Origin of the sequence: Aurantimicrobium minutum, assembly GCF_002355535.1 — a bacterium.
GTDB classification, from domain to species: domain Bacteria; phylum Actinomycetota; class Actinomycetes; order Actinomycetales; family Microbacteriaceae; genus Aurantimicrobium; species Aurantimicrobium minutum.
The window spans coordinates 485,638-511,042 of record NZ_AP017457.1; the positions used below are offsets into that span (position 1 = coordinate 485,638).

Below are 25,405 nucleotides of genomic sequence, written 5' to 3' on the forward strand. Positions count from 1 at the left end.
AAACCAAGAATGCCGCCCCCGAAGGAGCGGCATTCTGAGAGTTTTCTCTGTTCGGACTAAACGCCGTAGTAGAGCTCGAACTCGAAGGGGTGTGGACGAAGCGACAGCGGCTTGATTTCGTTATCACGCTTGTACGAAATCCAGGTGTCGATGAGGTCCTTAGTGAACACGTTGCCTGCGAGCAGGAATTCGTGGTCTTTTTCGAGTGCAACAAGAGCATCTTCGAGAGAGCTAGGAACCTGAGGAATGTTCTTTGCTTCCTCGGGTGGCAATTCGTAGAGGTCCTTGTCAACAGGCTCGTGAGGTTCGATGCGGTTCTTGATTCCATCAAGTCCAGCCATCATCTGTGCGGCGAATGCGAGGTAAGGGTTACCTGACGCATCTGGTGCACGGAACTCGATGCGCTTTGCCTTGGGGTTGTTACCGGTCAAGGGGATACGAATCGCAGCTGAACGGTTACCAGCGGAGTAAACAAGGTTTACGGGAGCTTCGTAACCAGGAACCAAGCGGTGGTAGGAGTTCACGGTTGGGTTGGTGAATGCAAGCACAGCACCTGCGTGCTTGAGCAGTCCACCGATGTACCAACGAGCGATGTCAGAAAGTCCGCCGTAGCCGTTCTCGTCGTAGAACAGTGGCTTGCCGTCGTTCCACAGCGACTGGTGGGTGTGCATACCTGAACCGTTGTCACCGAAGAGTGGCTTAGGCATGAAGGTTGCGGTCTTGCCCCACTCGTTAGCGGTGTTCTTCACGATGTACTTGAATTTCAGGATGTCATCGGCAGCACGAACCATGGTGTCGAAGCGGTAGTTGATTTCACCCTGACCTGCAGTTCCAACCTCGTGGTGGCTGCGCTCAAGAATAAGGCCTGCGTTCATGAGCTTAAGGCAGATGTCATCGCGGAGATCTGCGTGCTGGTCGACGGGGGAAACAGGGAAGTAGCCACCCTTGTATGGAGTGGTGTTTGCAAGGTTTCCGCCTTCGATCTTCTTGCCGGAGTTCCAGGGAGCCTCAGAAGAGTCAATCTTGTAGAAGGAGGTCTGCTGGTTTACTTCGTAACGTACGTCATCGAAGATGAAGAACTCTGCTTCAGGAGCGAAGAAAGCGGTGTCAGCGATACCGGTAGAAGCCAAGTACTTTTCTGCCTTCTTAGCAACCTGACGGGGGTCGCGGTGGTAGATCTCACCGGTGCGAGGGTTGTAGATGTCAAAGAGCATCACAAGAGTGCGCTCGGTACGGAACTCATCGATGTAGCAGGTGGTGGGGTCTGGAATGAGCTGCATGTCGGACTCGTGAATCGAAGCAAAGCCGCGAATAGAAGAGCCATCAAACATTTGGCCTACGGTGAAGAATTCTTCATCCACGGTTGATGCAGGAATGTTGAAGTGCTGCTGGACACCGGGCAAATCGGTGAAACGGATATCAAGGAACTTGACGTCAGTGTCCTTGATGAACTTGAGAACCTCGGAGGAATCTTTGAACATGCTTTATTTGCTCCAAATTTGATGGATTTAGCGTTACTACGTGTGTGTAGCGATGACTTAAATGTACGAGTCTGGCGTTGCAGTGCTGTATCGCAATTGTTTCATTCATGTTACAAGCTAAACGACCGTAAACTTTGGCATATGACTTCTCCTTCAGGTCCAGGAAATAAGGACAACAACATCCCCCTGAGTTCCTACCCGGGGGAAAGGCTGGGTTTACCTGAATCTGGTCCACAATCAGTAGCACGTGTGGGTCGTCGCCTGCTCGCAATTACTCTGGACTGGGTTATTTCAGCGCTTGTTTTGATGCTGGTGACCGGAAAAGACTATTTGACGCTATCTTCTTCAGCAGCAGGTCAATTGCAGTTATTGGGAGTTTTTGTCGTACTCCAAATACTTGGCATCTGGTTTATTGGAGGAAGTATGGGGCACCGCATTTTCCGCCTCTATCTTGTAAACATTTCGGGCGGTGCACTCGACTGGTGGCGTCCTATCGTGCGCAGTGTGCTGCTGGCGTTGGTAGTTCCTGCCTTGGTGTGGGATTCAGATCAACGAGGTTTTCACGACAAGATCGCTGGAACGATTCTTCTGAAATCCAGTTAACGCAGTGAAGCCCGCGTCGCGGGCTTCACTGGAATGCTTTTCTTAGCGTGCGCGAGATGGGCGCACTTTGAATGGGTCGATTCCCTTGGGGATAGGAACGTTAGTTCCCAATGACGACAAACGGTTTGCCACAATACGAACTTCACTCTTGGTCAATGCATGCTTGATTTTCGTCATCTGCCAACCAAGTTTGTACAGCTTGACAGAAGTTTCGTCGGGGCCGACCGTGAGCACTGTAATGGGAACGTTGGGTAGAACCTTGGCGGTTTTACGACGCTCATCATCAACGAGCCGCTGTGTACGAGCTATGGGGCCTTCAGCAATGAGAACCACGCCACCGCGACCAACTGCACGATAGATCGCATCTTTGGTCTTGGGGTTGATGGCTACTGGTGTCTCTTCGCCAATCCAACTGCGTCGCAGTGCAGACTTTAATACCGCTCCGACCGCGCCTGGCTGGCCTTCAATTTGTGAGTAGGCAGCACGCTCGGCGCGACGCCCCAGGACAATCATGCCAACGAGCACACCAGTCATCACGCCAATGAGAATCCACAACACCAAGATAAAGATGTTTCCATTGCTCAGAGCGATACCTGCACCGGTTCCAATTGCAGTGGGGCCTAAGAAGGCAAGCAATATCAGTGCAACAACGCTCTTGTCGTAGCGACGGGTCATTTGGAAGACCTGCCACATTTGCTTCAAGCGTGAGGGGCCTTTGGGCTTTTTTGTGCGTGCCATGGTGAACAGAATACCTATCTTGCAGAGGTTGGTGGACCAACCACGAGGTGGATGTGATTTAGACGGCTTGTGAGAAACCTAATTCAGCGTCTGCTAAGTGGCTGAGGCTCTCAGGAATCTCTCTACCCTTTGCCCGCATGGACTGTGCGTAGAGTCGACCTGCGCGGTATGAGGAGCGAACAAGAGGCCCAGAGAGAACGCCGAGGTACCCGATTCCCTCTGCCTCGTCTTTGAGTTCAACAAACTCTTCTGGGTGAACCCACCGGTCTACGGGCATGTGACGTGCACTAGGACGCAAATACTGGGTGATAGTGATGATGTCTGTTCCTGCGTCATAAAGATCTTGCAAGGCTTGGCTGACTTCTTCACGAGTTTCACCCATTCCCAGAATGAGATTGGACTTAGTGATCATTCCGGCGTTACGGCCTTGGGACAGAACATCCAAGGAACGTTCGTATGTGAAGGCAGGACGTACACGCTTAAAAATGCGAGGAACAGTTTCCACATTGTGCGCGAATACTTCGGGTGCAGCTTCGAAAACCTTAGCTAGGTGTTCAGGATTTCCGGAGAAATCAGGAACCAAAATCTCGACACCAGTAGTGGGGTTTTGAGTATGAATTTGGCGAATGGTTTCTGCATACAGCCAGGCACCCTCATCTTCAAGATCATCACGGGCCACTCCCGTTACTGTGGCGTAGCGCAGATTCATTTGTGCGACGGATTCACCAACACGACGAGGCTCATCGCGGTCAAAAGCATCGGGCTTACCAGTATCAATCTGACAGAAATCGCAACGACGAGTGCACTGAGATCCACCAATGAGGAAGGTAGCTTCTCGGTCTTCCCAGCACTCGTAAATGTTGGGACAACCGGCTTCTTGGCAGACTGTGTGCAGGTCTTCACTCTTGACGAGTTTCTGCAGGGCTTGATACTCCGGCCCCATCTTGGCCTTGGTGCGAATCCATTCGGGTTTTTTCTCAATTGGGGTTGCGCTATTGCGAACCTCAAGGCGCAACAGTTTGCGGCCGTCAGCTGACATGGGAATCCTCAAAATAGTGGGTGAAAAGTTCTGTTACAACAGGGACAACATCTGAAGGGGAAATATCGTTCCCAGAAATCTGACTCAGTGTTGTGGCGCCAGCATCACGGATGCCGCATGCCACGATGTTTTCGTATGCCTGAAGTGAATTGTTGCAGTTGATGGCGAAGCCGTGCATGGAAACGCCTTCACTGATTCGAATGCCAATGGCAGCAACTTTGTCATAGGTCAATCCGCGATTAACCCAGACTCCGGAGCGTCCTTCGACACGCTCTCCAGTGACGCCGAATCGTGCACATACATCGATGAGCAAAGATTCAATAGTGCGCACGTAGGCAACCACATCCATGGGTTCCTGAAGGCGAGTAATGGGGTATCCCACGAGCTGTCCTGGGCCGTGCCAGGTGATTTTTCCACCACGGTCTACATCGATGACTTCAGTTCCATCAGTTGGACGTTCAGAATCTTCTGTTCGTTTTCCGGCTGTGTAAACAGACTGATGTTCCAGAAGTAGAAGGGTGTTTGGACGTTCGCCGGAGACAACTTGATGATGCACTTCACGTTGCTTTTCCCAGGCTTCGCGATAGGGAACCGCGTGGTCACCTAAGCCGAGAACGTCAACTTCCAACATGGCTTAAATCTTACAGGGTTGAGTTCAGGCCAATCCTCCACAATTCCGGAAGCGCGGAGCTTTCCACCGGTCTATATGAGGTGAATTTCCACGTTGATCGAATGATTGAAGCTGAGGTTATGTCGCCACACTTTGAACGTAAGTACCTTGTCGGTTATCAGGTCGATAGGGCTGATGTGTCTGTGAATTCCATTGTTGGCAAAGCTCAAATAAATGGTGAGCAGGTAGAACATGAATTAACTATTTGCGTTCAAAAGTTGGAAGCAACAGATGTGGGACGGAGCTTTGATGGCGAGCTGGTCTGGATATCAACCAACGCAGGAAGTGCAACAACTGCACCAACTCTGATAGGCCAAACTCTGGAACAAGAAATGTTCCTACTTCCTCGAAGCTTTGACCCGCTTCCTCAAGAAGAACCACCTGGCGAAGGTAAAGAACTCATCAGGGATGTGTCCTTCATTGCGAAAATATCACCATTAGCAAAAAACAAACGTGTCTTGTTTTGCCTAGGACTGGTCTCGTTGTTGATTTTTGCCGGCTTAGTTTTCATCCCCGGAAATAAGCACTCAACTGAAAACATTCCAACACATCCGACCAGCACCCCATCAGCGGATGTATACATCCAGGAACCAATACAAGCTGCCCTCGACTTTGTTCTGGGCGGGAGTTTGTCTCAACTAAGAATTCCTGAGGGTGTTACCTCCGAAGATCTAGAAGCAACTGTGGTGAGTCAGAGTGGGGAAGTTGTTTTAGTTGAAGTGTCACTTCGAACAAATGAAGAGATAACGACATTCGCCACGTTGCTTCTGCAAAAGACAGGAGCAACGTGGCGAATTCGTGAGGTGTTTGATCCTCAATGAAACTAGATACCGAGATCCGCTTCGAACGCGCCCTCTTCGAGGCGTTCCTTGATTGCGCCAAGGAATCGTGCAGCGTCAGCACCATCGATGATGCGGTGGTCGTAAGACAGCGCCAAGTAGACCATTGAACGAATAGCGATAACTTCCTGGCCCTCAGCTTGGATCACCACTGGACGCTTGGTAACGACACCAGTTCCCAGAATTGCAAGTTGAGGTAAGAAGACAACGGGAGTGTCAAACAGGGCTCCACGTGATCCAGTGTTTGTCAGGGTGAAAGTTCCACCTGCAAGCTCATCTGGCTGCAACTTGTTCTCACGGGTACGGAGAGCTACATCTGCAATCGCCATCGAGTACTGAGCAATGTTGAGCTCGCCTGCATTCTTCACAACAGGAGTCAACAAGCCACGCTCGGTGTCAACGGCGATTGAAACGTTCTCATAACCGGGGTAGACGATGTTGTCGCCCTCAACGGTTGCGTTGATGATGGGGAATGCTTTCAGCGCTTCAGTCGCTGCGAGAGCAAAGAACGGCATGAAGCTGAGCTTGCTACCGGTGGCAGCAACAAACTGCGACTGAACGCGCTGACGAAGCTCGGCGATGCGAGTCACATCCACCTCAACAACACTTGTGAGTTGAGCGGTGCTTTGCATCGAGATAACTGCACGCTCAGCAACAACCTTGCGAAGGCGTGACATGGGAACAGTAGTTCCACGAAGTGGAGATACCTCAAGTGGAGTGCGAGTCTTTGCAGCTGGTGCAGAGCCACCTCTGGCAGAAAGAACATCTTCCTTGCGGATGCGGCCGCCGATTCCCGTACCAACAATGTTGTTCAGGTCAACACCGTTTTCATTAGCAAGCTTGCGAACGATAGGTGTTACATAACCAGCGTTGCTTGCGTGTCCACCTGCAGGTGCAGCTGGTGCTGCAGGTGCAACCACAGGGGCGCTCACAGCTGGAGGTGCAACAACCGGAGGTGCAACAACTGGGGCAGCTACAACAGGTGCTTCAACAACAGGTGCTTCAACAACTGGAGCTGCAGCTGGGGCGGGAGCTTCAACAGGAACAGCTACTGGTTCAGCTGCAGGTGCCTCTGCCGCAGGAGCTGCAGGAGCTGCTGAGCCAGAGCCATCACCGATGTGCGCCAGGACAGTACCAACGGCAACTGTCTCATCTTCCTGGACAAGAATTGCCTCTACAACACCTGAGATAGGTGAAGGAATCTCAGTGTCTACCTTGTCGGTAGAGACTTCAAGTAAGGGTTCGTCAACCTCTACGCGGTCTCCGACGTTCTTGAGCCACCTCGTAACGGTACCCTCGGTGACGCTTTCGCCGAGTGCGGGAAGGCTTACTGACTCGCTCATGGAATGAATCTCCTCGTTAGCTGTTGCTTTTAGCTTACTAATGCTTAGTGGGTGGTCTACAGGGTGTGTAGTGGCTTGCCTGCTAGATACAAGAATGCTTCACCCAAAGACTCGTTCTGAGTTGGGTGAGCGTGAAGAAGTGGAGCTATGTCTTCTGGGTGTGCTTCCCAGTTGACAACCAACTGAGCCTCACCGATCAGTTCGCCAACGCGAGCACCAATCATGTGAACCCCGACTACGGGGCCATCTACCAGGCGAACTACCTTCACTGAACCTGCAGTTCCCAAGATTTCGCTCTTACCGTTGCCAGCAAGGTTGTAGTCGTAGGCAGCAATCTTGTCTTCACCATACTGTTCTGCAGCTTTTGCCTCAGTGAGTCCAACTGATGCAATTTCAGGCTCGCAATAGGTGACCTTGGGAATGTTGGTGTCACTGATGACAACAGGGTTAAGGCCAGCGATTTCTTCTGCAACGAAGAAGCCCTGCTGGTAACCACGGTGTGCAAGCTGAAGGCCAGGCACGATGTCACCAACTGCGTAAACGCCAGGGATGTTGGTGGCAAGTCGTTCATTGGTGATGACGTAACCACGGTCCATGGTGATACCCACTTCTTCGAAACCGCATCCGGCAGTAGCAGGTCCACGACCAACAGCAACAAGGAGAAGATCAGCTTCGACGGTTTCGCCACTTTCAAGGGTGACAACTACGCCAGAATCATTCTGAGTCACTCCCTGGAAGCGGACTCCAAGCTTGTAGTCGATTCCGCGCTTACGGTAGGCGCGCTCGAGAGCCTTGGAAATGCTTTCTTCTTCGTTTGGGACAAGGTGAGGTAGACCTTCAATGATGACGACCTCAGAACCAAAGCTCTTCCATACAGAGGCGAACTCAACACCAATAACACCGCCACCAAGAATGGCAACCTTTTTGGGCACATAGTTCATCTGGAGGGCGTGCTCACTGGTGATAACGCGGCCACCGATTTCAAGACCAGGAAGTGACTTTGAGTAAGAACCAGTGGCAAGAACAATGTTCTTTCCAACGATGGTGTCAGCGCCAACAGCAACACTGTTGGGGGAGACAAGACGACCTTCGCCCTCGATAACGGTGATACCGCGGGCCTTGATGAGACCGCCGAGCCCCTTGAATTTCTTGGTGATGATGTCCTCACGGAAAGCGTTGACGCGGTCCATGTCTACACCGGTGAATGTTGCATTGATGCCACATTCGTGTGCTTCACGGGCGTTATCAGCAACCTCAGCCGCGTGCAGCATGGCCTTAGTGGGGATACACCCGACGTGAAGGCAAGTGCCCCCAAGCTTGTTCTTCTCAATCAGAGCAACAGACATTCCGAGTTCAGCTGCGCGAATCGCGGCGGAGTATCCACCGCTACCGCCACCGAGGACTACGAGATCAAAGTTGAGTTCAGCCAAGATTCTTTTCCTTTAGAGAGGGGATTTTGTGTTCGATGAGGAACGATAAAACTCTGGAACTTCGAGGAAGTTAACCTCATAGAGACTACTACGCCGCAGCAAAACTCTCAGAGAGCTTGATCAGCGTGCGCACGGCAACACCGGTGGGACCTGATGCAACAACACCAAATGGGGCTCCGGCGTTGTTTGCTGTGTTTGCGACATCGAGGTGAATCCAAGGAATGAGTGGAGCATCATCCTTGTCGGAAGTTTTCCCAATAAATTGCTGGAGGAATGTTGCACCCACGAGCATTCCTGCAGCGGTGTTTCCCTGTTTGATGTTTGCAAGGTCTGCAATGTCTGAATTGAGGTATGCGCGGATTTCTTCAGGCAATGGCATGTGCCAGAAGGTTTCACCTACTGCCTTGCCGAGTTCCACGAGGTGGGAAATTGATTTCTCATCTCCCATAGCGCCGGTATACCTGGTCCCCAGAGCCGTTGTGGCTGCACCGGTCAAAGTGGCAACGTCAATAATGAGGTCGGGCTTTTCTTCACTGGCCGCAGCAAGACCGTCAGCAAGAACAAGCCTTCCCTCAGCATCAGTGTTGAGAACCTCAACAGTTTTACCGCCACGAATTGTCAAGACATCATTGGGCCGGGTAGCAGTCCCTGAAGGCATGTTTTCCGCAAGACACAACCACGCAGTGATTTTTACTTTGAGCTTCAGTTGAGCTGCAGCACGAATGACAGCAAGCACTGATGCGGCACCAGTCATGTCATATTTCATGCCGATCATGCCGGCACCGGATTTGAGTGATAGTCCACCAGTATCGAAAGTAATACCCTTACCGACCAGAGCTATTTTGTGTCGTGCTTGGCGAGGTGAGTACTCCAGTTTCATCAATCGAGGTGGACGTGATGAACCCTGACCAACTCCAAGAATTCCCCCAAATCCATCTTTTGCGAGGGCCTTTTCATCCCAGATTGTCGCCTTGATTGGCAAACCCTTGATTGCCTCTTGGGCAGCTGTAGCAAAGCTAGCGGGATAGAGATCATTCGCGGGGGTGTTTACAAGATCTTTGACCAACGCGACCGAAGAAGAAGTTATTTCACTGCGCGAGAGCGTTGGAGCAAATTTCTTGGGTGCAATGATTTCTATACGTTCCAGTTTGTATGAGTTTGTAGAGGAACTCTTGTATTTCTGGAAGCTGTAGGAACCTAGCAGAGCTCCTTCAGCTATTGCCTCAATGTCCTCCTCTGACTCTGCCCCAAAGTCAAAAGTGATGGTGGAGCTATCGGTCAAGCGCCGTGAAGCAACGGCAGCTGCGTTGCGCAATGCCTGTGGCGTCAGGGGAGTGGGGCCTAAACCCACAATGGCAAGAACACGCTTGGGATTGGTGGGGTCAACTACACGCGTAAAAGTGTCAGCTTCGCCAGTAATTCCTAGTGGTGCACTCAAGGACGCGAGCGAACTTGATGAATACGAACCTGAGAGTGCGATTTTTTTCTTGGAAACGGATGCTCCCACCACAACTACTGATCCTGAAGAAGGTTTGTTAACGAGCGCACAAGAAGGTTTATTCACAAAATCAGACTATGGAGTTGACGAGCATAAGTGTTTGTCCCACGCGTGGACTGAGAAGACTTGGCGCAAACGTAGAATGGAACCATGCCTGAGCATTTTCAACTTCTTCACTTCAAAATGGATGAAGAGCTCATTCCACATGGTCTTCCACTTGTTGCAGGATTGACTGGTTTTGCTGATTCTGGTTCTGCAGTTACGGCATTTACTGACTACATAGTCGACACGATGGATTCACAACTCATTGCTGAGTTTGATCCTGACGAACTTCTCGATTACCGCGCCAGGCGCCCCACAATCTATTTTGACCAAGACCATCTCACAGGGTTCGAGCCACCGCGATTAGCTTTCTATTTGGTAAACGATGAAATCAATCGTCCATTTATTTTGCTAGCGGGCTACGAACCAGACTTCAAATGGGAGGCATTTAGCCGCCAAGTTTTGTCTTTTGTTGAGCGTTTCAACATTTCTCACACCACATGGGTTCACGCAATTCCTATGCCTGTTCCACATACCCGACCTATTGGAACAACCGTCAGTGGCAATCGGGGGGACCTTATTGATCAATATTCGGTTTGGAAGCCACACACCCAAGTTCCAGCAAATGCTATGCATTTGGTGGAATACAGACTGCAAGAGTCTGAGCAAGAAGTTGTGGGATTCGTTTTACTCATCCCGCACTACCTTGCAGACACAGAATTTCCTTCAGCGGCATTGACGGCCCTTGAGAGCGTGAGTTCGTCAACGGGACTCATTTTTCCCACAGACCAATTGCGAGAAGAAGGCCGCGAATTCATCTCAAAGATCGATGAACAAGTTGAGAACAATGAAGAACTCAGCAAACTTGTTCACACTCTCGAACAGCGGTATGACTCCTACATGAAAGAAAACGGAGTTCGCTCTCCTTTGACAGATGTCGAAGGCGAGTTGCCAACCGCAGATGAGATTGCTGCTGAACTCGAAGAATTTTTGGCATACCGCCGTGGTTCGGAAGAGCCTGGAGACATGCGATAATAAATACAGGACCCAGTCATCCCCTCTCCGAGGGACTTGACAAGGGTCCAAGTTATGCCCCCGAACAGGAGAGCACTGCTCATGGCAACAGATAAGACAAACTCCAAACCAAAGTCGCTGATTGCGTCGTTATTTGGAAAGTCCAAAAACACTGTTGTCGAGCCTGCCCCAGAAAGTACTGCATCAGTGAAGGCTCCTGCCGCAAAGAAAACAGCTCCTGCAACACCTGCCAAGACACCTGCTAAGGCATCTGCAAAAGCACCCACTACGAAAGCACCTGCTGCTAAAGCTTCAGCTGCTAAAGCACCGGCAGCTGCTAAAGCACCTGCATCTTCTAAAGCACCTGCGAAAGCTGCCCCTAAAGCGCCTGCAAAGGCAACGGCTAAAACACCTGCTCAAGCACCTGCGAAAGCTAGCACCAAAGCTACTTCAGCTAAAACTCCCGCGAAAGCACCAGCCGCTAAGGCTGCTGCAAAGCCCGTTGCCAAGGCAGAACCCAAAGCTGCTTCAAAGTCAACTGCTAATACCGCTACTGCAGTAGCCAAAACTCCTGCAACAAAAACAGCACCGAAATCCTCAGCTAAGGTTGCAAAGTCTCAGCCAGTTGAAGAAGCTAAGCCTGCAGCAAAAGCAAAGAAGCCGACTAAAGCAGAGCTTGAAAAAATGGCAAACGCTCTTCTTTCCGAGCAAGAAGCTCCAGCTGTAATTGCACCCAAGAAGGGCCGCGGTAAAGCTAAAGCTGCTGAAGAGGATGTCGAAGACGAAGTCGATGCAGAAGAGCTAGACGACGACGTTGTGATCGAAGCAGTTGTTGTCGAAGTCGTCGAGGATGATGTTCTCGAAGATGACGAAGAAAAACCAAACCGTCCAGCCGTAACAGAAGAGCCATTGCCAACAGGCGCAATCGTTCTGTCGATGGCTGATGATGACGATGACATTCCAGTTATTTCAACAGCCATCACCGGTGCTACAGCTGATCCAGTCAAGGACTATCTCAAGCAAATTGGTAAAGTGCCTCTTCTTAACGCAGTCGAAGAGGTTGAACTAGCACTGCGTATTGAAGCGGGACTCTTCGCTGAAGACCGCCTCGCAACCAAAAAGAATCTTCCCAAGCAGCTCGAACGCGAACTTCGCTGGGTTGCCCGTGACGGACAGCGCGCAAAGAGCCACTTGTTGGGCGCAAACCTCCGTCTTGTTGTATCGCTTGCTAAGCGCTACACCGGCCGTGGAATGCAATTCCTAGACCTCATTCAAGAGGGAAACCTGGGTCTGATTCGTGCCGTTGAAAAGTTTGACTACACCAAGGGCTTCAAGTTCTCCACTTATGCAACCTGGTGGATTCGTCAAGCAATCACGCGCGCTATGGCAGACCAGGCGCGAACCATTCGTATTCCTGTTCACATGGTAGAAGTCATCAACAAGCTTGCACGTGTTCAGCGTCAAATGCTTCAAGACCTTGGTCGCGAACCAACTCCTGAAGAACTCTCACGCGAATTAGATATGACTCCTGAGAAGGTTGTCGAAGTTCAGAAGTACGGTCGTGAGCCCATTTCACTACACACACCACTCGGTGAAGATGGGGACAGTGAGTTTGGTGACCTCATTGAAGACACCGAAGCTGTTGTTCCCGCAGATGCTGTTGGATTCACGATGCTTCAAAAGCAGCTCGAGTCTCTTCTCGATTCACTTTCTGAGCGTGAAGCTGGAGTAATTCGTATGCGCTTTGGTCTCGGTGACGGAATTCCAAAAACACTCGATCAAATCGGTGACACCTTTGGAGTCACTCGTGAGCGAATCCGCCAGATTGAATCGAAGACGATGGCGAAACTACGCCACCCATCTCGTTCTCAGTCACTGCGTGATTACCTCGAGTAAATCGCTTGTGCTACAGGAATGGCCCGGAAATTTCCGGGCCAATTTCTTTAAAGTCCTTAGATTGAACGGTCGTTAGACGCGTGCAACTTGGCTGTTTCATCGTGCCATTGTGCACCCAAACCGGTGAGTTTCTCACGGTGCTTGGTTGCATGGTGCGCGCAAAACAGCAGTACTCCACCTGCGGGCATCGTCGCACGAACATATGCCTGGGCGCCACAGCTGTCACAGCGGTCCAGACTGGTTAGCTCAGAAGCAACTTCACTGGGTTCAGTTGTTGCTGTAGTCATGGTGGCTCCTCCTTATGAAGTACTAAGCACATATAACCATGAAGTTCTGAAAAATACGCTGGAATGGAAGGGCATTTCGCTGACCGCGTATAGCAAAGCTCGTCGTGGCATCAATAATTTTGCTTGCCAGCAAACTACTCTTCAAATGCGCCACGTTGTTATTGAGGAGTCGTGTGAGTTCATCTGAGTATTCCGCTCGCCATTTATCCGTACTTGAGGGACTAGAGGCGGTTCGTAAGCGTCCCGGAATGTACATCGGCACGACCGACTCTCGTGGATTAATGCACTGTCTGTGGGAAATTATCGACAACTCAGTTGACGAGGCTTTAGGTGGTTTTGGTAAGTCCATCGAGATACAGCTTCACCCTGATTCCAGTGTTGAAGTTCGTGACAAGGCGCGTGGAATTCCTGTCGATGTTGAGCCCAAAACTGGCCTTACAGGTGTTGAAGTTGTCTTTACCAAACTCCACGCAGGTGGAAAGTTTGGATCTGGATCCTATGCAGCTTCTGGCGGTTTGCATGGTGTTGGAGCGTCAGTAGTGAATGCACTATCTGAACGGCTTGATGTTGAAGTAGATCGAGATGGAAAGACTTGGAGTATGTCTTTTCGTCGAGGAGAACCGGGCATCTTTGATGACAGCGCAGGAATCTCGCCCTCAAATCCCTTCACACCCTTTGAGGACGGCAGTTCTCTAACAGTAAAGGGCAAAGTTGCAAAAGGTGTGACAGGTACTCGAGTTCGATACTGGGCAGATCGACAGATCTTTACTCCTGGCGCTACTTTCCAAACAGAAGACTTGGAAGCACGCGCACGCCAAACCGCCTTTTTAGTGCCTGGTCTTGAAATGCACATTGTTGATGAGCGTGGCCCAGAAGTACTCGAATCACGTTTTTCTTACAACGGTGGAATCAGCGAGTTCGTTGAATATCTCGCCCCAGATGCAGCGGTCACCGACATTTGGAGGCTAACCGGTGAAGGACAGTTCACAGAAACCGTTCCAGTACTTGGCCCTGATGGCAACATGGCACTCTCAGAGGTTGAGCGCACCTGTGGAGTAGATATTGCTCTGCGTTGGGGCACTGGCTACGAAACCGAGTTGCAGACCTTTGTGAACATTATTTCCACACCCAAGGGCGGAACTCACCAACAAGGTTTTGAGCAAGCACTCCTGAAAGTGATTCGTGCCCAGGTAGAAGCTAATTCTCGCAAGCTCAAAGCTGGTAATGACAAGGTCGAAAAAGATGATGTCCTTGCTGGTCTCACAGCTGTAGTCACCGTTCGCCTTCCCGAACCCCAGTTTGAAGGTCAAACCAAAGAAGTTCTGGGGACGCCAGCAGTAAAAGCCATTGTTTCCTCTGTTGTAAACAAACAGCTTTCTGCACGCCTTACTTCGACAAAGCGTGATGACAAAGCTCAATCTGCGCTGTTGTTGGAAAAGATTGTTTCTGAGATGAAGAGTCGCATTTCGGCTCGCACTCACAAGGAAACTCAGCGTCGTAAGAATGCACTGGAAACGTCGAGCCTTCCCGCAAAGTTAGTTGATTGCCGCAGTAATGATGTTGAGCAATCAGAGCTTTTCATTGTTGAGGGTGACTCCGCTTTAGGGACTGCAAAACTTGCGCGCAATAGTGAGTATCAAGCTTTATTGCCCATTCGTGGAAAGATCCTGAACGTTCAAAAAGCATCAGTTTCCGACATGCTCAACAACACTGAATGCGCTTCGATAATTCAGGTCATTGGTGCTGGTTCAGGCCGCAGTTTTGATCTAGATTCGGCGCGCTACGGCAAGATCATTTTGATGTCTGACGCAGACGTAGATGGCGCTCATATTAGAACTCTTCTACTGACCCTATTTTTCCGTTACATGAGGCCTTTGATCGAAGCCGGTCGCGTTTTCGCTGCTGTTCCGCCACTCCACAGAGTTGTCGTGATCAACCCAGGAACTAAGCCGAACGAAACGATTTACACGTATTCGGAAACAGAGTTGCAATCAGTATTGGCCGGTCTGGCAAAGGCGGGCAAACGCTATCAAGAACCCATCCAGCGTTACAAAGGCTTGGGTGAAATGGATGCAGACCAACTTGCAACAACAACTATGGATCGTTCTGCAAGAACACTCCGTCGCGTGGGTGTTGAGGATGCTGCAATGGCAGATACAGTCTTTGAACTGTTGATGGGAAACGATGTTGGCCCACGACGAGATTTCATCATCGAAGGCTCATCCGGCCTTTCGCGTGACCGAATAGACGTCTAATTAGTCGTCGACTGCTGATCCAATAAATGCAATATCTGCTTCGAGCAGAGTTCCCGAAGCATCACGCTTAGAAATATCTCCAGGCAACTCACGTGGCATTCCATCGAGAGAGTTTGCACGTGGAGATCCAGCACCAACCCAGGCAATAGCGAGGCAGTCTTCGCCTTTGAGGAGGGTTTGAGCGCGAACACCGCTAGTGCCACGACCCTTTGCAGGGAAATCGGCCAGCAGAGAGGTTTTAGCTCGCCCCGCATCCGTTCCTAACAGAGTGTTGGGCGAAGCAGAGATGGTGACCACCTGTGCGTCCTGAGCATCTAGCGCGGTGAAGTAAATAACTCGCGCATTGTCTGATAGTCGAATACCTGCCATACCGCCAGCTGTTGCGCCTTGTGGGCGAACGTTCGCAGCGCCAAAGCGCAAAAGTTGAGCATCAGAGGTGACAAAAACTAGCTCTGAAGAATCAGAGGCCGCACAAATTCCCACAACTTGATCTGTGTCTTTCAGCCCAATGATGGAATTTCCGGATTTTGCCGGGAATGCCTCACCTTGAATTCGCTTAACCACACCGCCGCTCGTTCCTAAGGCGAATACATCGGTTGTGGCCAGGGGGACTAACCCGACGATATGTTCTTGAGATTCAAGTTCGATGTAGTCGTAGCTGTTCACAGCGGCTGCTAGTGAAACACTGGATGCTGGTACCCCAGGAAGCGAGACGGGGGAGAAATGCAGAAGACGACCAGTGTTGGTTACGGCACCAATAATTCCCCTGCGCGAAGTAAGCACATCAGAACGGATTCCATCGTTTGCAGTGCGATGCGTTCCTTGAGTAATGCGCTCGTCTGCATCCGCTAAATCGACTCGTACGAGCTTGCCTGTGCTCGAAAGTAGTACTCGACACGGTGTGTCTTCCAACTGAAGAGCCTCTGGCTCCCGTGAAGCTGCGCGTGCAGTGGTTGTTGCAGGAGCAACCGTGGAGGTGGAAAGAACTGTTCTTCGTGGGGTACCAAGAGTTTTGGCCGTCTCGGACAGTTCAGCCACAACAACATCAATCAAACGTTTTTCGGAAGAAAGAATTTCTTCGAGGGCAGCTATTTCTTTACGCAGCTCATCTGCTTCAGCTTCTAACTCAACTCGAGAGAATTTGGTCAGGCGACGCAGACGTAATTCGAGAATGTAATCTGCTTGAGCCACGGAAAGTTCGAATACCTCGATGAGACGCTGTCGTGCCTGATCGGTGTCATCGCTTTGCCGAATGAGTTGAATAACCTCATCGATATCCATAATTGCGATGAGTAAGCCATCAACAAGATGAAGCCTGTCTTGGCGCTTTGCTAGACGGAATTGTGAACGACGTTCAACTACTGATTTCCTATGGGAAACATAGACCGCCAACATTTCACGCAGCCCCAGGGTTTGTGGCCCACCATCCACAAGCGCAACATTGTTGATACTAAACGAGTCCTCGAGAGGGGTGTACCTGTAAAGCTGTTCAAGAACTGCCTCGGGGTCAAAGCCTGTTTTGATTTCAATGACAAGCTTGAGGCCGTGATGGCGATCGGTAAGGTCGATGACGTTTGAAATTCCATTGAGCTTCTTACTCGTCACGCCGTCTTTGATTTTGTCGATGACCTTCTCAGGTCCAACCAAATAGGGCAATTCAGTAACAGTAATTCCCATTTTTCGTGCAGAAACACTCCCAATGGTTACCTTGGCGCGAGTCTTGAAACTTCCTCGACCAGTTTCGTAGGCCTCACGGATACCATCGAGACCCATGATGATGCCACCGGAGGGTAGATCTGGCCCAGGAACAAAAGCCATCAATTCATCCAAAGTTGCCTGTGGGTTCCTCAGAAGGTGAATCGAAGCTTCAATAACTTCGATGAGGTTATGTGGCGCCATGTTGGTAGCCATACCAACTGCAATTCCACTAGCGCCGTTAACAAGCAGATTTGGATACGCCGCGGGGAGTACATCAGGTTGTTGAAATTGATTGTCATAGTTGGGCACAAAATCAACTACGTTTTCATCCAAATTGGCCGTCATTGCCAAAGCGGAGGGAGCCAGACGCGCTTCTGTATAACGCGCCGCAGCAGGTCCGTCGTCTAGAGAACCAAAGTTGCCATGCCCATCAATAAGTGGAAGTCGCAAGGAGAAATCTTGGGCCAAGCGCACGAGAGCATCGTAAATGGATGCGTCACCGTGTGGGTGAAGCTTTCCCATAACTTCACCAACTACACGCGCTGATTTTACGTGCCCCTTGTCAGGGCGGAGCCCCATTTCGTTCATCATGAACAAAATGCGACGTTGGACGGGCTTGAGCCCGTCTCGGGCATCTGGCAATGCACGGGAGTAAATAACGGAATAGGCATATTCAAGGAAGGAATCCCGCATCTCTGTCGAGACATCAATGTCTTCAATGCGCTCAACAGAATCGTGCTGCTGGGAGTTGGGGGACATACTCAATACTTCCGTTGTACTCGAGAGGAATTTCCGCACCTTGTCGGGCAACTATGGCAGACTGACCTCGATGTCCAATATGCTACCGACGCGCAATTCCGGCCTGTTGAGCCTTGCCGAGGTTTTGCCAAGTTGCTTTTCCAGCATGGGACTCAGCGGATTCGAGAACTCACTGCATTTACCTCGCGTTCGTTCAGCTATCGTCGTCGTCATTGACGGTTTAGGTTTTCACAATCTTCGTAATGCTCGTGGTCACGCAAGATTTCTTGCTCAGGCAGCACTGGAATCGGATCCGATAGAAACCGTTTTTCCAAGTACCACAGCTGCAGCTCTAGCGTCCTTCACGACAGGAGTGCTTCCCGGTGTTCATGGGATGCTTGGTTATCAAATACGGGATCCCGAATCAGGGAATCTCATTAATCAGCTTTCAGGCCTGAATGCGATTGAGAATCCACAACACTGGCTCAAAGCTGAACCCTTGTTTGTTCAAGTCGCCAAACAAGGGTGCTCCTCATTCGTGATTGGACACTCCCGGTTTGCTGATTCCACATTGACGAGCGTGATTTACCAAGGTGCCAGCTATGTGCCAGCAAATGCCCTTGATGACCGTATTGCGCAGTCATTAGCTCTAGTAGCAGACCGTTCAGCACAGTTAGGTGTTGTTTATATTTCTGAGCTTGATGAGATCGCTCACAAAAAAGGGGTGGATTCGCAAGAATGGGCCAATGCGCTCGAGGATGTCGATGCGGCTATCTCGTCACTTGCTGTCAAACTACCTAGCGATATTGGGTTGTTTGTCACCGCAGATCATGGAGTGATAGACATTCCGCAATCCAAACATTTTCTTCTTGGTAAGGGTTCTTCACTGATTGAGCGCATTGTCTCAATTGGTGGTGAACCACGGTGCCTCCAGCTTTATTTCGCGGAATCTGCATCCCCGGAAGATAAAACAGAATTCATTGCCCAGTGGAAAAAAGATTTTGACGCGATTGCCTGGGTGCTCACCCAAGAAGAGATTATTGAATCAGGATTATTCCCTGAACTCAGTACAGAGGTTGCCACTCGTGCCGGTGACATATTTCTTTTGACGCACAAAAACGTTGTGTTTTATGACGATCGTGATACCACGCTAAAAGGACGTTCCATGGTCGGGCAGCACGGGGGAATTTCGGATAGCGAAATGCACATTCCTGCCATCAAACTTGCAGGTTTTGCTCGCAACTAAGCGGGGTCATCGTCAGATCGTGTGCCAAAGACGATGTCGTCCCAGGACGGCATCGTTGGCCGTCCGGTTTTGTTCACAGGCTTTGAGTCGTTTGCGTGTGAGGGTTCATCCTCAGGCGCGGATACTTCAAAAGGTTCAGTGAAAGTTAATGTCGAATCCAATTCGACTGTAACGCCAGAAATAATGGTGTCTTCTTGCGCGATGCTCTCCTGGGCATCCGTGCTTGCAGAGACCTCGTCTTTGAGCCATGCAGGGGTTGATTCGCGTTCATTGCGACGCTTACGAAGTGCTTCCAAAAGATCTGCAGTGGGGCTGTGTTCACGCGAATCAGCTGCAGCCTCCTCCTGCGCAGACACAACAGGGGCAGCAGAAACTTGTGCTTCAACTGTTGGGGTGAGGGGTTGAGTAACTTCGAGCGCCGAAGTATCCACCGCCACTGCACGAAGCTTCGGTATCAAACCACTGGAGAGGTCACCTTTTTGAGACAAGGTAGAGGCGTCACTGTTGACGGGGCTGAGGGTTCGCTTTCGGGATTCGAAAGACCACCTTGCATCGTGGTCAATTCCGTTTGCTGTGAACTCGAGTTTGATAATCCAGTTACCAGACTCTTCTTTCCAGGTTGCCCAACGCTCAGAGGATGCTCCGAGGCTGTGGAGGCGTTGAGTAATCACTGAGCCAAAGGCGGAACTGAGATTGCCGGTATCTGTTGAAACTGTGTCCTGGGTGGGAACAGCGAGTGCAGAAGAAATGATGAATTCGCGTTCAGCAAGTACGGGAGTTTCAAAACGTTGAATCAAATCAAGGCTGGCCCCAGTGAGCGCTGAAATCTCTTCATTGGAGAGACCTGCACGAAGATGTGCCTGAATGTCCTTGGGGGAGACGCGTGGGCCTTCAACAGTGGCGCGCGAGTGACGTAGACGGCGTAACGAGGTTTCGTCAACCGTTACCCGGTACTCCTCACCCTCGTCGTCAGCAATGATGAGATCTGCACCATCGACATCGATGACTTTCAGTTCACGCATATTTGCTAGCTCCTTGGGCAAAAGTGTATGAGAAGAGAATTCCACGAAAATACATTTCTTCTCCTTAACTTCTGCGCGTGCCGACCTAATTGGCTGTGTGAGGAGCAACACGCCTAAGAAGATTTTGTATTTCTGGCCACAATCGGGCAAACTGTCCGCGCCGGCGTATTTTTGAGCCGGTGACGTGACGATTTGGAACATAAAGATGGCTACTGATTACGACGCACCTCGCAAAACTGACAATGACGACACCGAGTCCATTGAAGCGCTCAAGGAACGCGTGCCGGACAAGCTTTCTGGCGCTGTTGACGGTGAGGATGCAGACAACCCTGGTGGTTTTGAGCTAGCGGGAGCAGATCTCTCAGACCTTGAGCTCGATGTTGTTGTTTTACCCCCACAGGATGACGAATTCACCTGTGTGAGTTGTTTCCTTGTCAAACATCGTTCTCAAGTAGATCACGAAGAAAAATTAGGTCCTGTTTGCAAGGAATGCGCCTTCTAGGAACTTTAAAGGTAATGGCCGGCATGATTGCCGGCCATTATTTTTATTGCTTGCGTCCTGCGCGTAAAGCGGCGACGAGTTCCTCTGGCTTTCGGGTAGAAAAGAGCCAGTAGGGGGTGGGGTCAGCAGGATCGTTGATGTCTACGCGGACTACAGGATTGATCCACCCGCGAAGAAAAATCCAGGCTCGGGCATCGAGTTCTGGGCCTCGTGCAGCAACGGCATAGTTGCCTGAGTATGCACTTACGCTGCCAATAAATTCACGAGAAATGTGAGCTTTACCAACTCTCAGCTCCTTATCGTTCAACTCAATAACCGGTGACAGAGCGAACATAGGGATGACAATTGCGAGATAGATGACCACCGAAAGGATGACGCCCAGGGTGAGGTTGAAGGGCGCACACACCAAAATTACGGTGGGGATCATGAATGTGGCTGCAAAATACATCCACGCAGATGGTCGTAAAACTTCACGAAACGATGTCATACATCTATTCGACCACTAAATCTGGGCTACCCTCGACACGTGGACCAAACAATTGAAGTTCTCATTAATGCTGAGACCATCCCCACTTACTCTCATCCCGGAGACGCAGGAGCAGATTTATCCTCTGCGGAAAATTTAGTTCTGCATCCTGGAGAGCGAGCAACTGTTGCCACAGGAGTCTCAATTGCACTTCCTGCTGGGTTTGTTGTGTTTGTTGTTCCTCGTTCTGGATTGGCCGCAAAACACGGAATTACCGTAGTTAATTCACCGGGAACAGTTGATGCGGGTTACCGCGGCGAGCTCAAAGTAACGTTGCTCAATACCGACCTGCGTGAGCCATTTACGATTAACAAGGGTGATCGCATTGCCCAAATGATTGTGATGCCAGTGGTCCAAGCTCGTTTTATTCCGGTTGACAAACTGCCGGAAAGTGAACGCGGCGAGTCTGGTTTCGGATCTACCGGAATTGCCCACAGAACGGAACAAGCCCAATGAGTGAATCAATTTCTGAAGCAAAAAGTGCTCCGACAGATAGAAGCACGCTGGGACCTTTTGACGAATCTGAAGTTAGTGGCGTTCGCCCATATGTTGATCTTGGTTCTATCAAGCTCATCCCTCGTGAGGGACTTAATCTCCGACTTGAGGTCGAAGAGGGAACCGGTCGTGTTATTGCGGTTGTTCTTGATTTTCAGGGCTCAACCCTCCAAGTTCAGGTTTTTGCCTCCACACGCTCTGGTGGTTTGTGGCACGAAGTACGTCACCAACTTTCTGAGCAGATTGCAGCTCAAGGTGGTTCGGTTACAGAGGGACTGACCGAAATTGGTCCAGATTTGTTGACTCGCGTTCCTGCGATGGTTGAGGGCAAGCAAGTCTTCCAAGATGTGTGCTTCATTGGTGTGGATGGGCCACGCTGGTTCCTTCGCGGTGTGATTTCTGGACCTGCTGCTGTGGAAACAGACAAGAGGGCAACAATGATTGAACTCTTCCGAGACATTGTTGTTGTTCGTGGACAACAGCCAGTTCCACCTCGTGAATTACTGCCGCTTCGTGTTCCTGAACAAGCTTCTGGTGCTACGCCTACAGGCGCCTAACGATGGCCGGAAAATCAGGTCTTTCTTCAATTGCTCTGAATCCTGAAGGGGCTGGAGAGGGCAAACATCCACTGTGGGCCGCAATGGGCGGATGGCTAGGAATTGTTGAGACAGTTGTTCCTGGTCTTATTTTTGTCGTCGTTTTAGCAATAACTCGCGATCCTTGGCTCGCGATCGGAATCTCTGTGGCCGTCTCGGTCTTATTCACTGCATATCGATTGATTCGCAGACAAGCTGTTACCCAAGCTCTGGTTGGTTTAGCTGGTGTGGTCGTTTCCGCAGTCTTGGCTCTATTGACTAATCGACCTGAAGATAATTTCGTCCCTGGGCTCATCACTAATGCGGCATATTCAGTCGTGTTCTTGGTTTCGATACTTGCTACATGGCCGATTATCGGTGTTGCAGTTGGTCTGATTCGTGGCGAAGGTTTTTCTTGGCGAAAGAATAAGCATCATTTGCGTGTCTACAGCGGAGTTACAGCCATCTGGTTTGGCATGTTCGCACTGAGGCTTATCGTTCAGTATCCGCTGTATCTTGCTGGCAACGTTGAAGGTTTGGCTACCGCAAAACTACTTCTCGGTCTTCCGCTTTATGTTCCTGTTCTCGCACTGACATGGCTCATCGTTCGTTCGCTCTACCGTGAAAAAACCTCAAGTTCATAGAACGTAGTGACAAAATGTCAGGATAAGATATATCTTGATATCAAGAGACTTTTGTTTCTGATTGAGTAATACACCATTTTCACCTGCGTCAAACGCCCAACGGAGGAGCAGCACGTGTCGGCAGTAAACAGCTTTGGAGCCAAGAGCACACTCGAGGTTTCTGGAAAGTCCTATGAGATTTTCCGCCTCGACTCCGTACAGGGTCATGACAAGTTGCCCTACAGCCTTAAGGTTCTTCTTGAAAACCTTTTGCGTACTGAAGATGGCGCCAACGTTACTGCAGAGCAGATCAAGGCGTTAGGAAGCTGGGTTCCCTCTGCTGAGCCAGACACAGAAATTCAATTCACCCCCGCACGCGTGATCATGCAGGACTTCACAGGTGTTCCCTGTGTAGTAGACCTTGCCACAATGCGCGAAGCAGTGACCGAGCTTGGTGGCGACCCCACAAAGATCAATCCACTCGCTCCTGCTGAACTGGTTATTGACCACTCTGTTATTGCAGACCTCTACGGCACTGCCGATGCTCTCGAGCAGAACGTCGAAATCGAATACGAGCGCAACGGTGAGCGTTATCAGTTCCTGCGCTGGGGTCAGACCGCGTTTGATGACTTCAAGGTTGTCCCCCCAGGAACCGGTATTGTCCACCAGGTCAACATCGAGTATCTGGCTCGTGTCACTATGGCCCGTGAAGTTGCTGGTGTTCTCCAGGCATACCCCGACACCTGCGTGGGTACTGACTCCCACACCACTATGGTGAACGGTCTTGGTGTTCTCGGTTGGGGCGTTGGAGGCATTGAGGCAGAGGCAGCAATGCTTGGTCAGCCAGTCTCCATGCTTATTCCTAAGGTTGTGGGTTTCAAGCTTTCAGGTTCGATTCCCACTGGTGTAACCGCTACTGACGTGGTGCTGACCATCACCGAAATGCTTCGTAGGCACGGTGTTGTTGGCAAATTCGTTGAGTTCTATGGACCCGGTGTTTCCTCAGTGCCATTGGCCAACCGAGCAACTATCGGAAATATGAGTCCTGAGTTCGGTTCCACGGCAGCAATGTTCCCCGTTGACGATGTCACTCTGGACTACCTGCGACTGACCGGTCGCTCAGAAGAGCAGGTTGCTCTTGTTGAGGCCTACTCTAAGGCTCAAGGACTCTGGTTCGACCCCAGTAACGAGCCCAACTTCTCTGAGTACATGGAGCTCGACCTCTCAACTGTTGTTCCCTCAATTTCAGGTCCTAAGCGTCCACAAGACCGCATTGAGCTCTCCAGGGCTCAGAAGCAATTCAACGAGGACGTCAAGAACTACACCCACGGCGACGCTGTCAAAGTCAGTGTTGATGGGGGAGAAGAGTTCGAGCTAAAGAATGGTGCTGTCACCATCGCAGCCATTACTTCCTGCACTAACACCTCCAACCCCTCTGTCATGCTTGCTGCGGGTCTTCTTGCACGTAACGCAGTGAAGAAGGGTCTCAAGACCAAGCCTTGGGTCAAGACCACCCTGTCTCCTGGATCTAAGGTTGTTACCGACTACTACGAGAAGGCAGGGGTTACTCCTTACCTTGACGAGCTTGGTTTCTACCCAGTTGGTTACGGTTGCATGACTTGCATCGGTAACTCTGGTCCCCTCAAGGATGAAATCTCTGCAGCTATCAACCACAACGACCTCGCTGTGACAGCTGTTCTCTCGGGTAACCGTAACTTCGAGGGTCGTATTAGCCCCGACGTAAAGATGAACTACCTGGCAAGCCCTCCTCTTGTTATCGCATACGCGCTTGCTGGTTCGATGGACTTCGACTTTGAAAAGGATGCTCTCGGAACTGGTTCCGACGGTAACCCTGTATATCTCAAGGACATCTGGCCAGAGACTGCAGAGGTAGAAAAGGTTATTGGCGAGTCGATTGACACTGCCATGTTCGACCACGAATACTCGTCTGTTTTCAACGGTGATGAGCGCTGGCGTAACCTCCCCACTCCAACCGGTGCAACCTTCGACTGGGATGAGAAGTCCACTTATGTGCGCAAACCTCCTTACTTCGAAGGAATGAAAAAGGAAACCACACCTGTCACCGATATTGCCGGAGCACGCGTTTTGGCAACCTTGGGCGACTCGGTTACCACTGACCACATTTCGCCTGCTGGAAACATCAAGGCTGGTACGCCAGCTGCTGTCTACTTAGACCAGCACGGTGTAGCTCGCGCCGATTACAACTCTTATGGCTCGCGCCGTGGAAACCACGAGGTGATGATTCGTGGAACATTCGCGAACATTCGTCTGAAGAACCAGCTCCTTGATGGTGTTGAGGGTGGTTACACTCGTGACTTCACCCAGCCAGATGGTCCTCAGTCCTTCATCTACGACGCTAGCGCCAATTACCAGGCTGCTGGTACCCCTCTGGTCATCTTCGGTGGCAAGGAATACGGTTCTGGTTCTTCTCGTGACTGGGCTGCTAAGGGAACAGCGCTTCTGGGCGTGAAGGCAGTGATTACTGAGAGCTTCGAGCGTATTCACCGTTCAAACCTCATCGGTATGGGTGTTCTTCCTCTGCAGTTCCCTGCTGGGCAAAGCTGGCAGTCTTTGGGCCTCGACGGAACTGAAATTGTGTCGATCAGTGGTGTTGAAGAACTCAACAAGGGAGTTACTCCAAAGACCGTCCGCGTGACTGCTGCTCCTTCGGAGAACTCACCTGCGGGTAAAGAAACTATCGAATTTGACGCTGTAGTTCGCATCGACACCCCTGGTGAAGCTGACTACTACCGTAATGGTGGAATTCTTCAGTACGTGTTGCGTTCGCTCGTCGCTTAGTCGACGAATTCTCAGCACAAACAGG

The 25,405-nt window shown here is 50.7% G+C and carries 22 protein-coding genes; 11 read left to right on the forward strand and 11 right to left on the reverse strand.

Annotated features, from left to right (window positions below):
• Positions 1-56: 56 nt before the first annotated feature.
• Entirely contained in the window at positions 57-1,481 is a 1,425-nt protein-coding gene (gene glnA, locus AUMI_RS02420) for a type I glutamate--ammonia ligase (protein ID WP_096380907.1), read from the reverse strand.
• Between the two features lie 141 nt (positions 1,482-1,622).
• Here glnA and AUMI_RS02425 point away from each other — a divergent pair, with 141 nt between their 5' ends.
• Positions 1,623-2,084 carry an RDD family protein gene (locus AUMI_RS02425; protein ID WP_096380909.1) on the forward strand — a complete coding sequence of 154 codons (462 nt, stop codon included), beginning with the start codon at positions 1,623-1,625 and terminating at the stop codon, positions 2,082-2,084.
• Between the two features lie 42 nt (positions 2,085-2,126).
• On the opposite strand, the gene AUMI_RS02430 is transcribed toward AUMI_RS02425, so the two are convergent.
• Genes AUMI_RS02430 through lipB form a run of 3 tightly spaced genes read right to left on the reverse strand, consistent with a single transcriptional unit; the run spans position 2,127 to position 4,492 of the window.
• Entirely contained in the window at positions 2,127-2,822 is a 696-nt protein-coding gene (locus AUMI_RS02430; protein WP_096380911.1) for a DUF4191 domain-containing protein, read from the reverse strand.
• Positions 2,823-2,880: 58 nt separating this feature from the next.
• Entirely contained in the window at positions 2,881-3,861 is a 981-nt protein-coding gene (gene lipA / locus AUMI_RS02435) for a lipoyl synthase (protein ID WP_096380914.1), read from the reverse strand.
• Entirely contained in the window at positions 3,851-4,492 is a 642-nt protein-coding gene (gene lipB, locus AUMI_RS02440) for a lipoyl(octanoyl) transferase LipB (RefSeq protein ID WP_096380915.1), read from the reverse strand. The genes lipA and lipB overlap by 11 nt, the downstream gene beginning before the upstream one ends.
• 101 nt (positions 4,493-4,593) lie before the next feature.
• Here lipB and AUMI_RS02445 point away from each other — a divergent pair, with 101 nt between their 5' ends.
• Positions 4,594-5,352: a hypothetical protein gene (locus AUMI_RS02445; RefSeq protein WP_096380918.1), complete on the forward strand. Its 759-nt coding sequence runs from the start codon at positions 4,594-4,596 to the stop codon at positions 5,350-5,352.
• Between the two features lie 2 nt (positions 5,353-5,354).
• On the opposite strand, the gene sucB is transcribed toward AUMI_RS02445, so the two are convergent.
• The 3 genes from sucB to AUMI_RS02460 all read right to left on the reverse strand — a co-directional run bounded on the left by sucB (position 5,355) and on the right by AUMI_RS02460 (position 9,707).
• The gene (gene sucB / locus AUMI_RS02450; RefSeq protein WP_096380919.1) at positions 5,355-6,713 is read right to left on the reverse strand and encodes a 2-oxoglutarate dehydrogenase, E2 component, dihydrolipoamide succinyltransferase; all 1,359 of its coding nucleotides are present in this window, start codon (positions 6,711-6,713) and stop codon (positions 5,355-5,357) included.
• A 56-nt stretch (positions 6,714-6,769) separates the two neighbouring features.
• Complete coding sequence (gene lpdA / locus AUMI_RS02455) at positions 6,770-8,143, reverse strand: dihydrolipoyl dehydrogenase (protein ID WP_096380922.1); 1,374 nt, start codon at positions 8,141-8,143, stop codon at positions 6,770-6,772.
• A gap of 88 nt (positions 8,144-8,231) precedes the next feature.
• On the reverse strand, positions 8,232-9,707 hold the full coding sequence (locus AUMI_RS02460; protein WP_096380924.1) for a leucyl aminopeptidase: 1,476 nt from the start codon (positions 9,705-9,707) through the stop codon (positions 8,232-8,234).
• 84 nt (positions 9,708-9,791) lie between these two features.
• Between AUMI_RS02460 and AUMI_RS02465 the strand changes: the two genes are divergently transcribed.
• Positions 9,792-10,718: a proteasome assembly chaperone family protein gene (locus tag AUMI_RS02465; RefSeq protein ID WP_096380927.1), complete on the forward strand. Its 927-nt coding sequence runs from the start codon at positions 9,792-9,794 to the stop codon at positions 10,716-10,718.
• Between the two features lie 81 nt (positions 10,719-10,799).
• Positions 10,800-12,593 carry an RNA polymerase sigma factor gene (locus AUMI_RS02470; protein WP_425338929.1) on the forward strand — a complete coding sequence of 598 codons (1,794 nt, stop codon included), beginning with the start codon at positions 10,800-10,802 and terminating at the stop codon, positions 12,591-12,593.
• Between the two features lie 56 nt (positions 12,594-12,649).
• Here the strand turns inward: AUMI_RS02470 and AUMI_RS02475 are convergent, their stop codons facing one another.
• Positions 12,650-12,880 (reverse strand): DUF7455 domain-containing protein, encoded by a 231-nt coding sequence (locus AUMI_RS02475; RefSeq protein ID WP_096380928.1) that lies wholly within the window; start codon positions 12,878-12,880, stop codon positions 12,650-12,652.
• Positions 12,881-13,053: 173 nt separating this feature from the next.
• Here AUMI_RS02475 and AUMI_RS02485 point away from each other — a divergent pair, with 173 nt between their 5' ends.
• Complete coding sequence (locus tag AUMI_RS02485) at positions 13,054-15,135, forward strand: DNA gyrase/topoisomerase IV subunit B (protein WP_096380934.1); 2,082 nt, start codon at positions 13,054-13,056, stop codon at positions 15,133-15,135.
• On the opposite strand, the gene AUMI_RS02490 is transcribed toward AUMI_RS02485, so the two are convergent.
• The gene (locus AUMI_RS02490; RefSeq protein ID WP_231951806.1) at positions 15,136-17,592 is read right to left on the reverse strand and encodes a DNA gyrase/topoisomerase IV subunit A; all 2,457 of its coding nucleotides are present in this window, start codon (positions 17,590-17,592) and stop codon (positions 15,136-15,138) included.
• Positions 17,593-17,662: 70 nt separating this feature from the next.
• On the opposite strand from AUMI_RS02490, the gene AUMI_RS02495 reads away from it, so the two are divergent.
• Complete coding sequence (locus AUMI_RS02495) at positions 17,663-18,817, forward strand: alkaline phosphatase family protein (protein WP_172418236.1); 1,155 nt, start codon at positions 17,663-17,665, stop codon at positions 18,815-18,817.
• On the opposite strand, the gene sepH is transcribed toward AUMI_RS02495, so the two are convergent.
• A complete protein-coding gene (sepH, locus tag AUMI_RS02500) occupies positions 18,814-19,839 on the reverse strand; it encodes a septation protein SepH (protein WP_162784057.1) in 1,026 nt (341 codons plus the stop codon). The genes AUMI_RS02495 and sepH overlap by 4 nt on opposite strands.
• Positions 19,840-20,044: 205 nt before the next feature.
• Between sepH and AUMI_RS02505 the strand changes: the two genes are divergently transcribed.
• Positions 20,045-20,341, forward strand: coding sequence for a DUF4193 domain-containing protein (locus AUMI_RS02505; protein WP_096380944.1), 297 nt, complete (start codon positions 20,045-20,047; stop codon positions 20,339-20,341).
• Between the two features lie 43 nt (positions 20,342-20,384).
• Here AUMI_RS02505 and AUMI_RS02510 read toward each other — a convergent pair whose 3' ends face one another.
• Positions 20,385-20,828, reverse strand: coding sequence for a DUF3093 domain-containing protein (locus AUMI_RS02510; RefSeq protein ID WP_096380946.1), 444 nt, complete (start codon positions 20,826-20,828; stop codon positions 20,385-20,387).
• Between the two features lie 39 nt (positions 20,829-20,867).
• Here AUMI_RS02510 and dut point away from each other — a divergent pair, with 39 nt between their 5' ends.
• The 4 genes from dut (at position 20,868) to acnA (ending at position 25,380) form a co-directional block, all read left to right on the forward strand.
• Positions 20,868-21,323: a dUTP diphosphatase gene (gene dut / locus AUMI_RS02515; protein ID WP_096380949.1), complete on the forward strand. Its 456-nt coding sequence runs from the start codon at positions 20,868-20,870 to the stop codon at positions 21,321-21,323.
• Positions 21,320-21,919 carry a DUF3710 domain-containing protein gene (locus AUMI_RS02520; protein WP_096380952.1) on the forward strand — a complete coding sequence of 200 codons (600 nt, stop codon included), beginning with the start codon at positions 21,320-21,322 and terminating at the stop codon, positions 21,917-21,919. Before dut ends, AUMI_RS02520 begins: the two co-directional genes overlap by 4 nt.
• A 2-nt stretch (positions 21,920-21,921) precedes the next feature.
• On the forward strand, positions 21,922-22,581 hold the full coding sequence (locus AUMI_RS02525; RefSeq protein WP_096380954.1) for a DUF3159 domain-containing protein: 660 nt from the start codon (positions 21,922-21,924) through the stop codon (positions 22,579-22,581).
• A 114-nt stretch (positions 22,582-22,695) separates the two neighbouring features.
• Positions 22,696-25,380, forward strand: a complete 2,685-nt coding sequence (gene acnA, locus AUMI_RS02530; protein ID WP_096380957.1) for an aconitate hydratase AcnA — start codon at positions 22,696-22,698, stop codon at positions 25,378-25,380.
• Positions 25,381-25,405 lie beyond the last annotated feature (25 nt).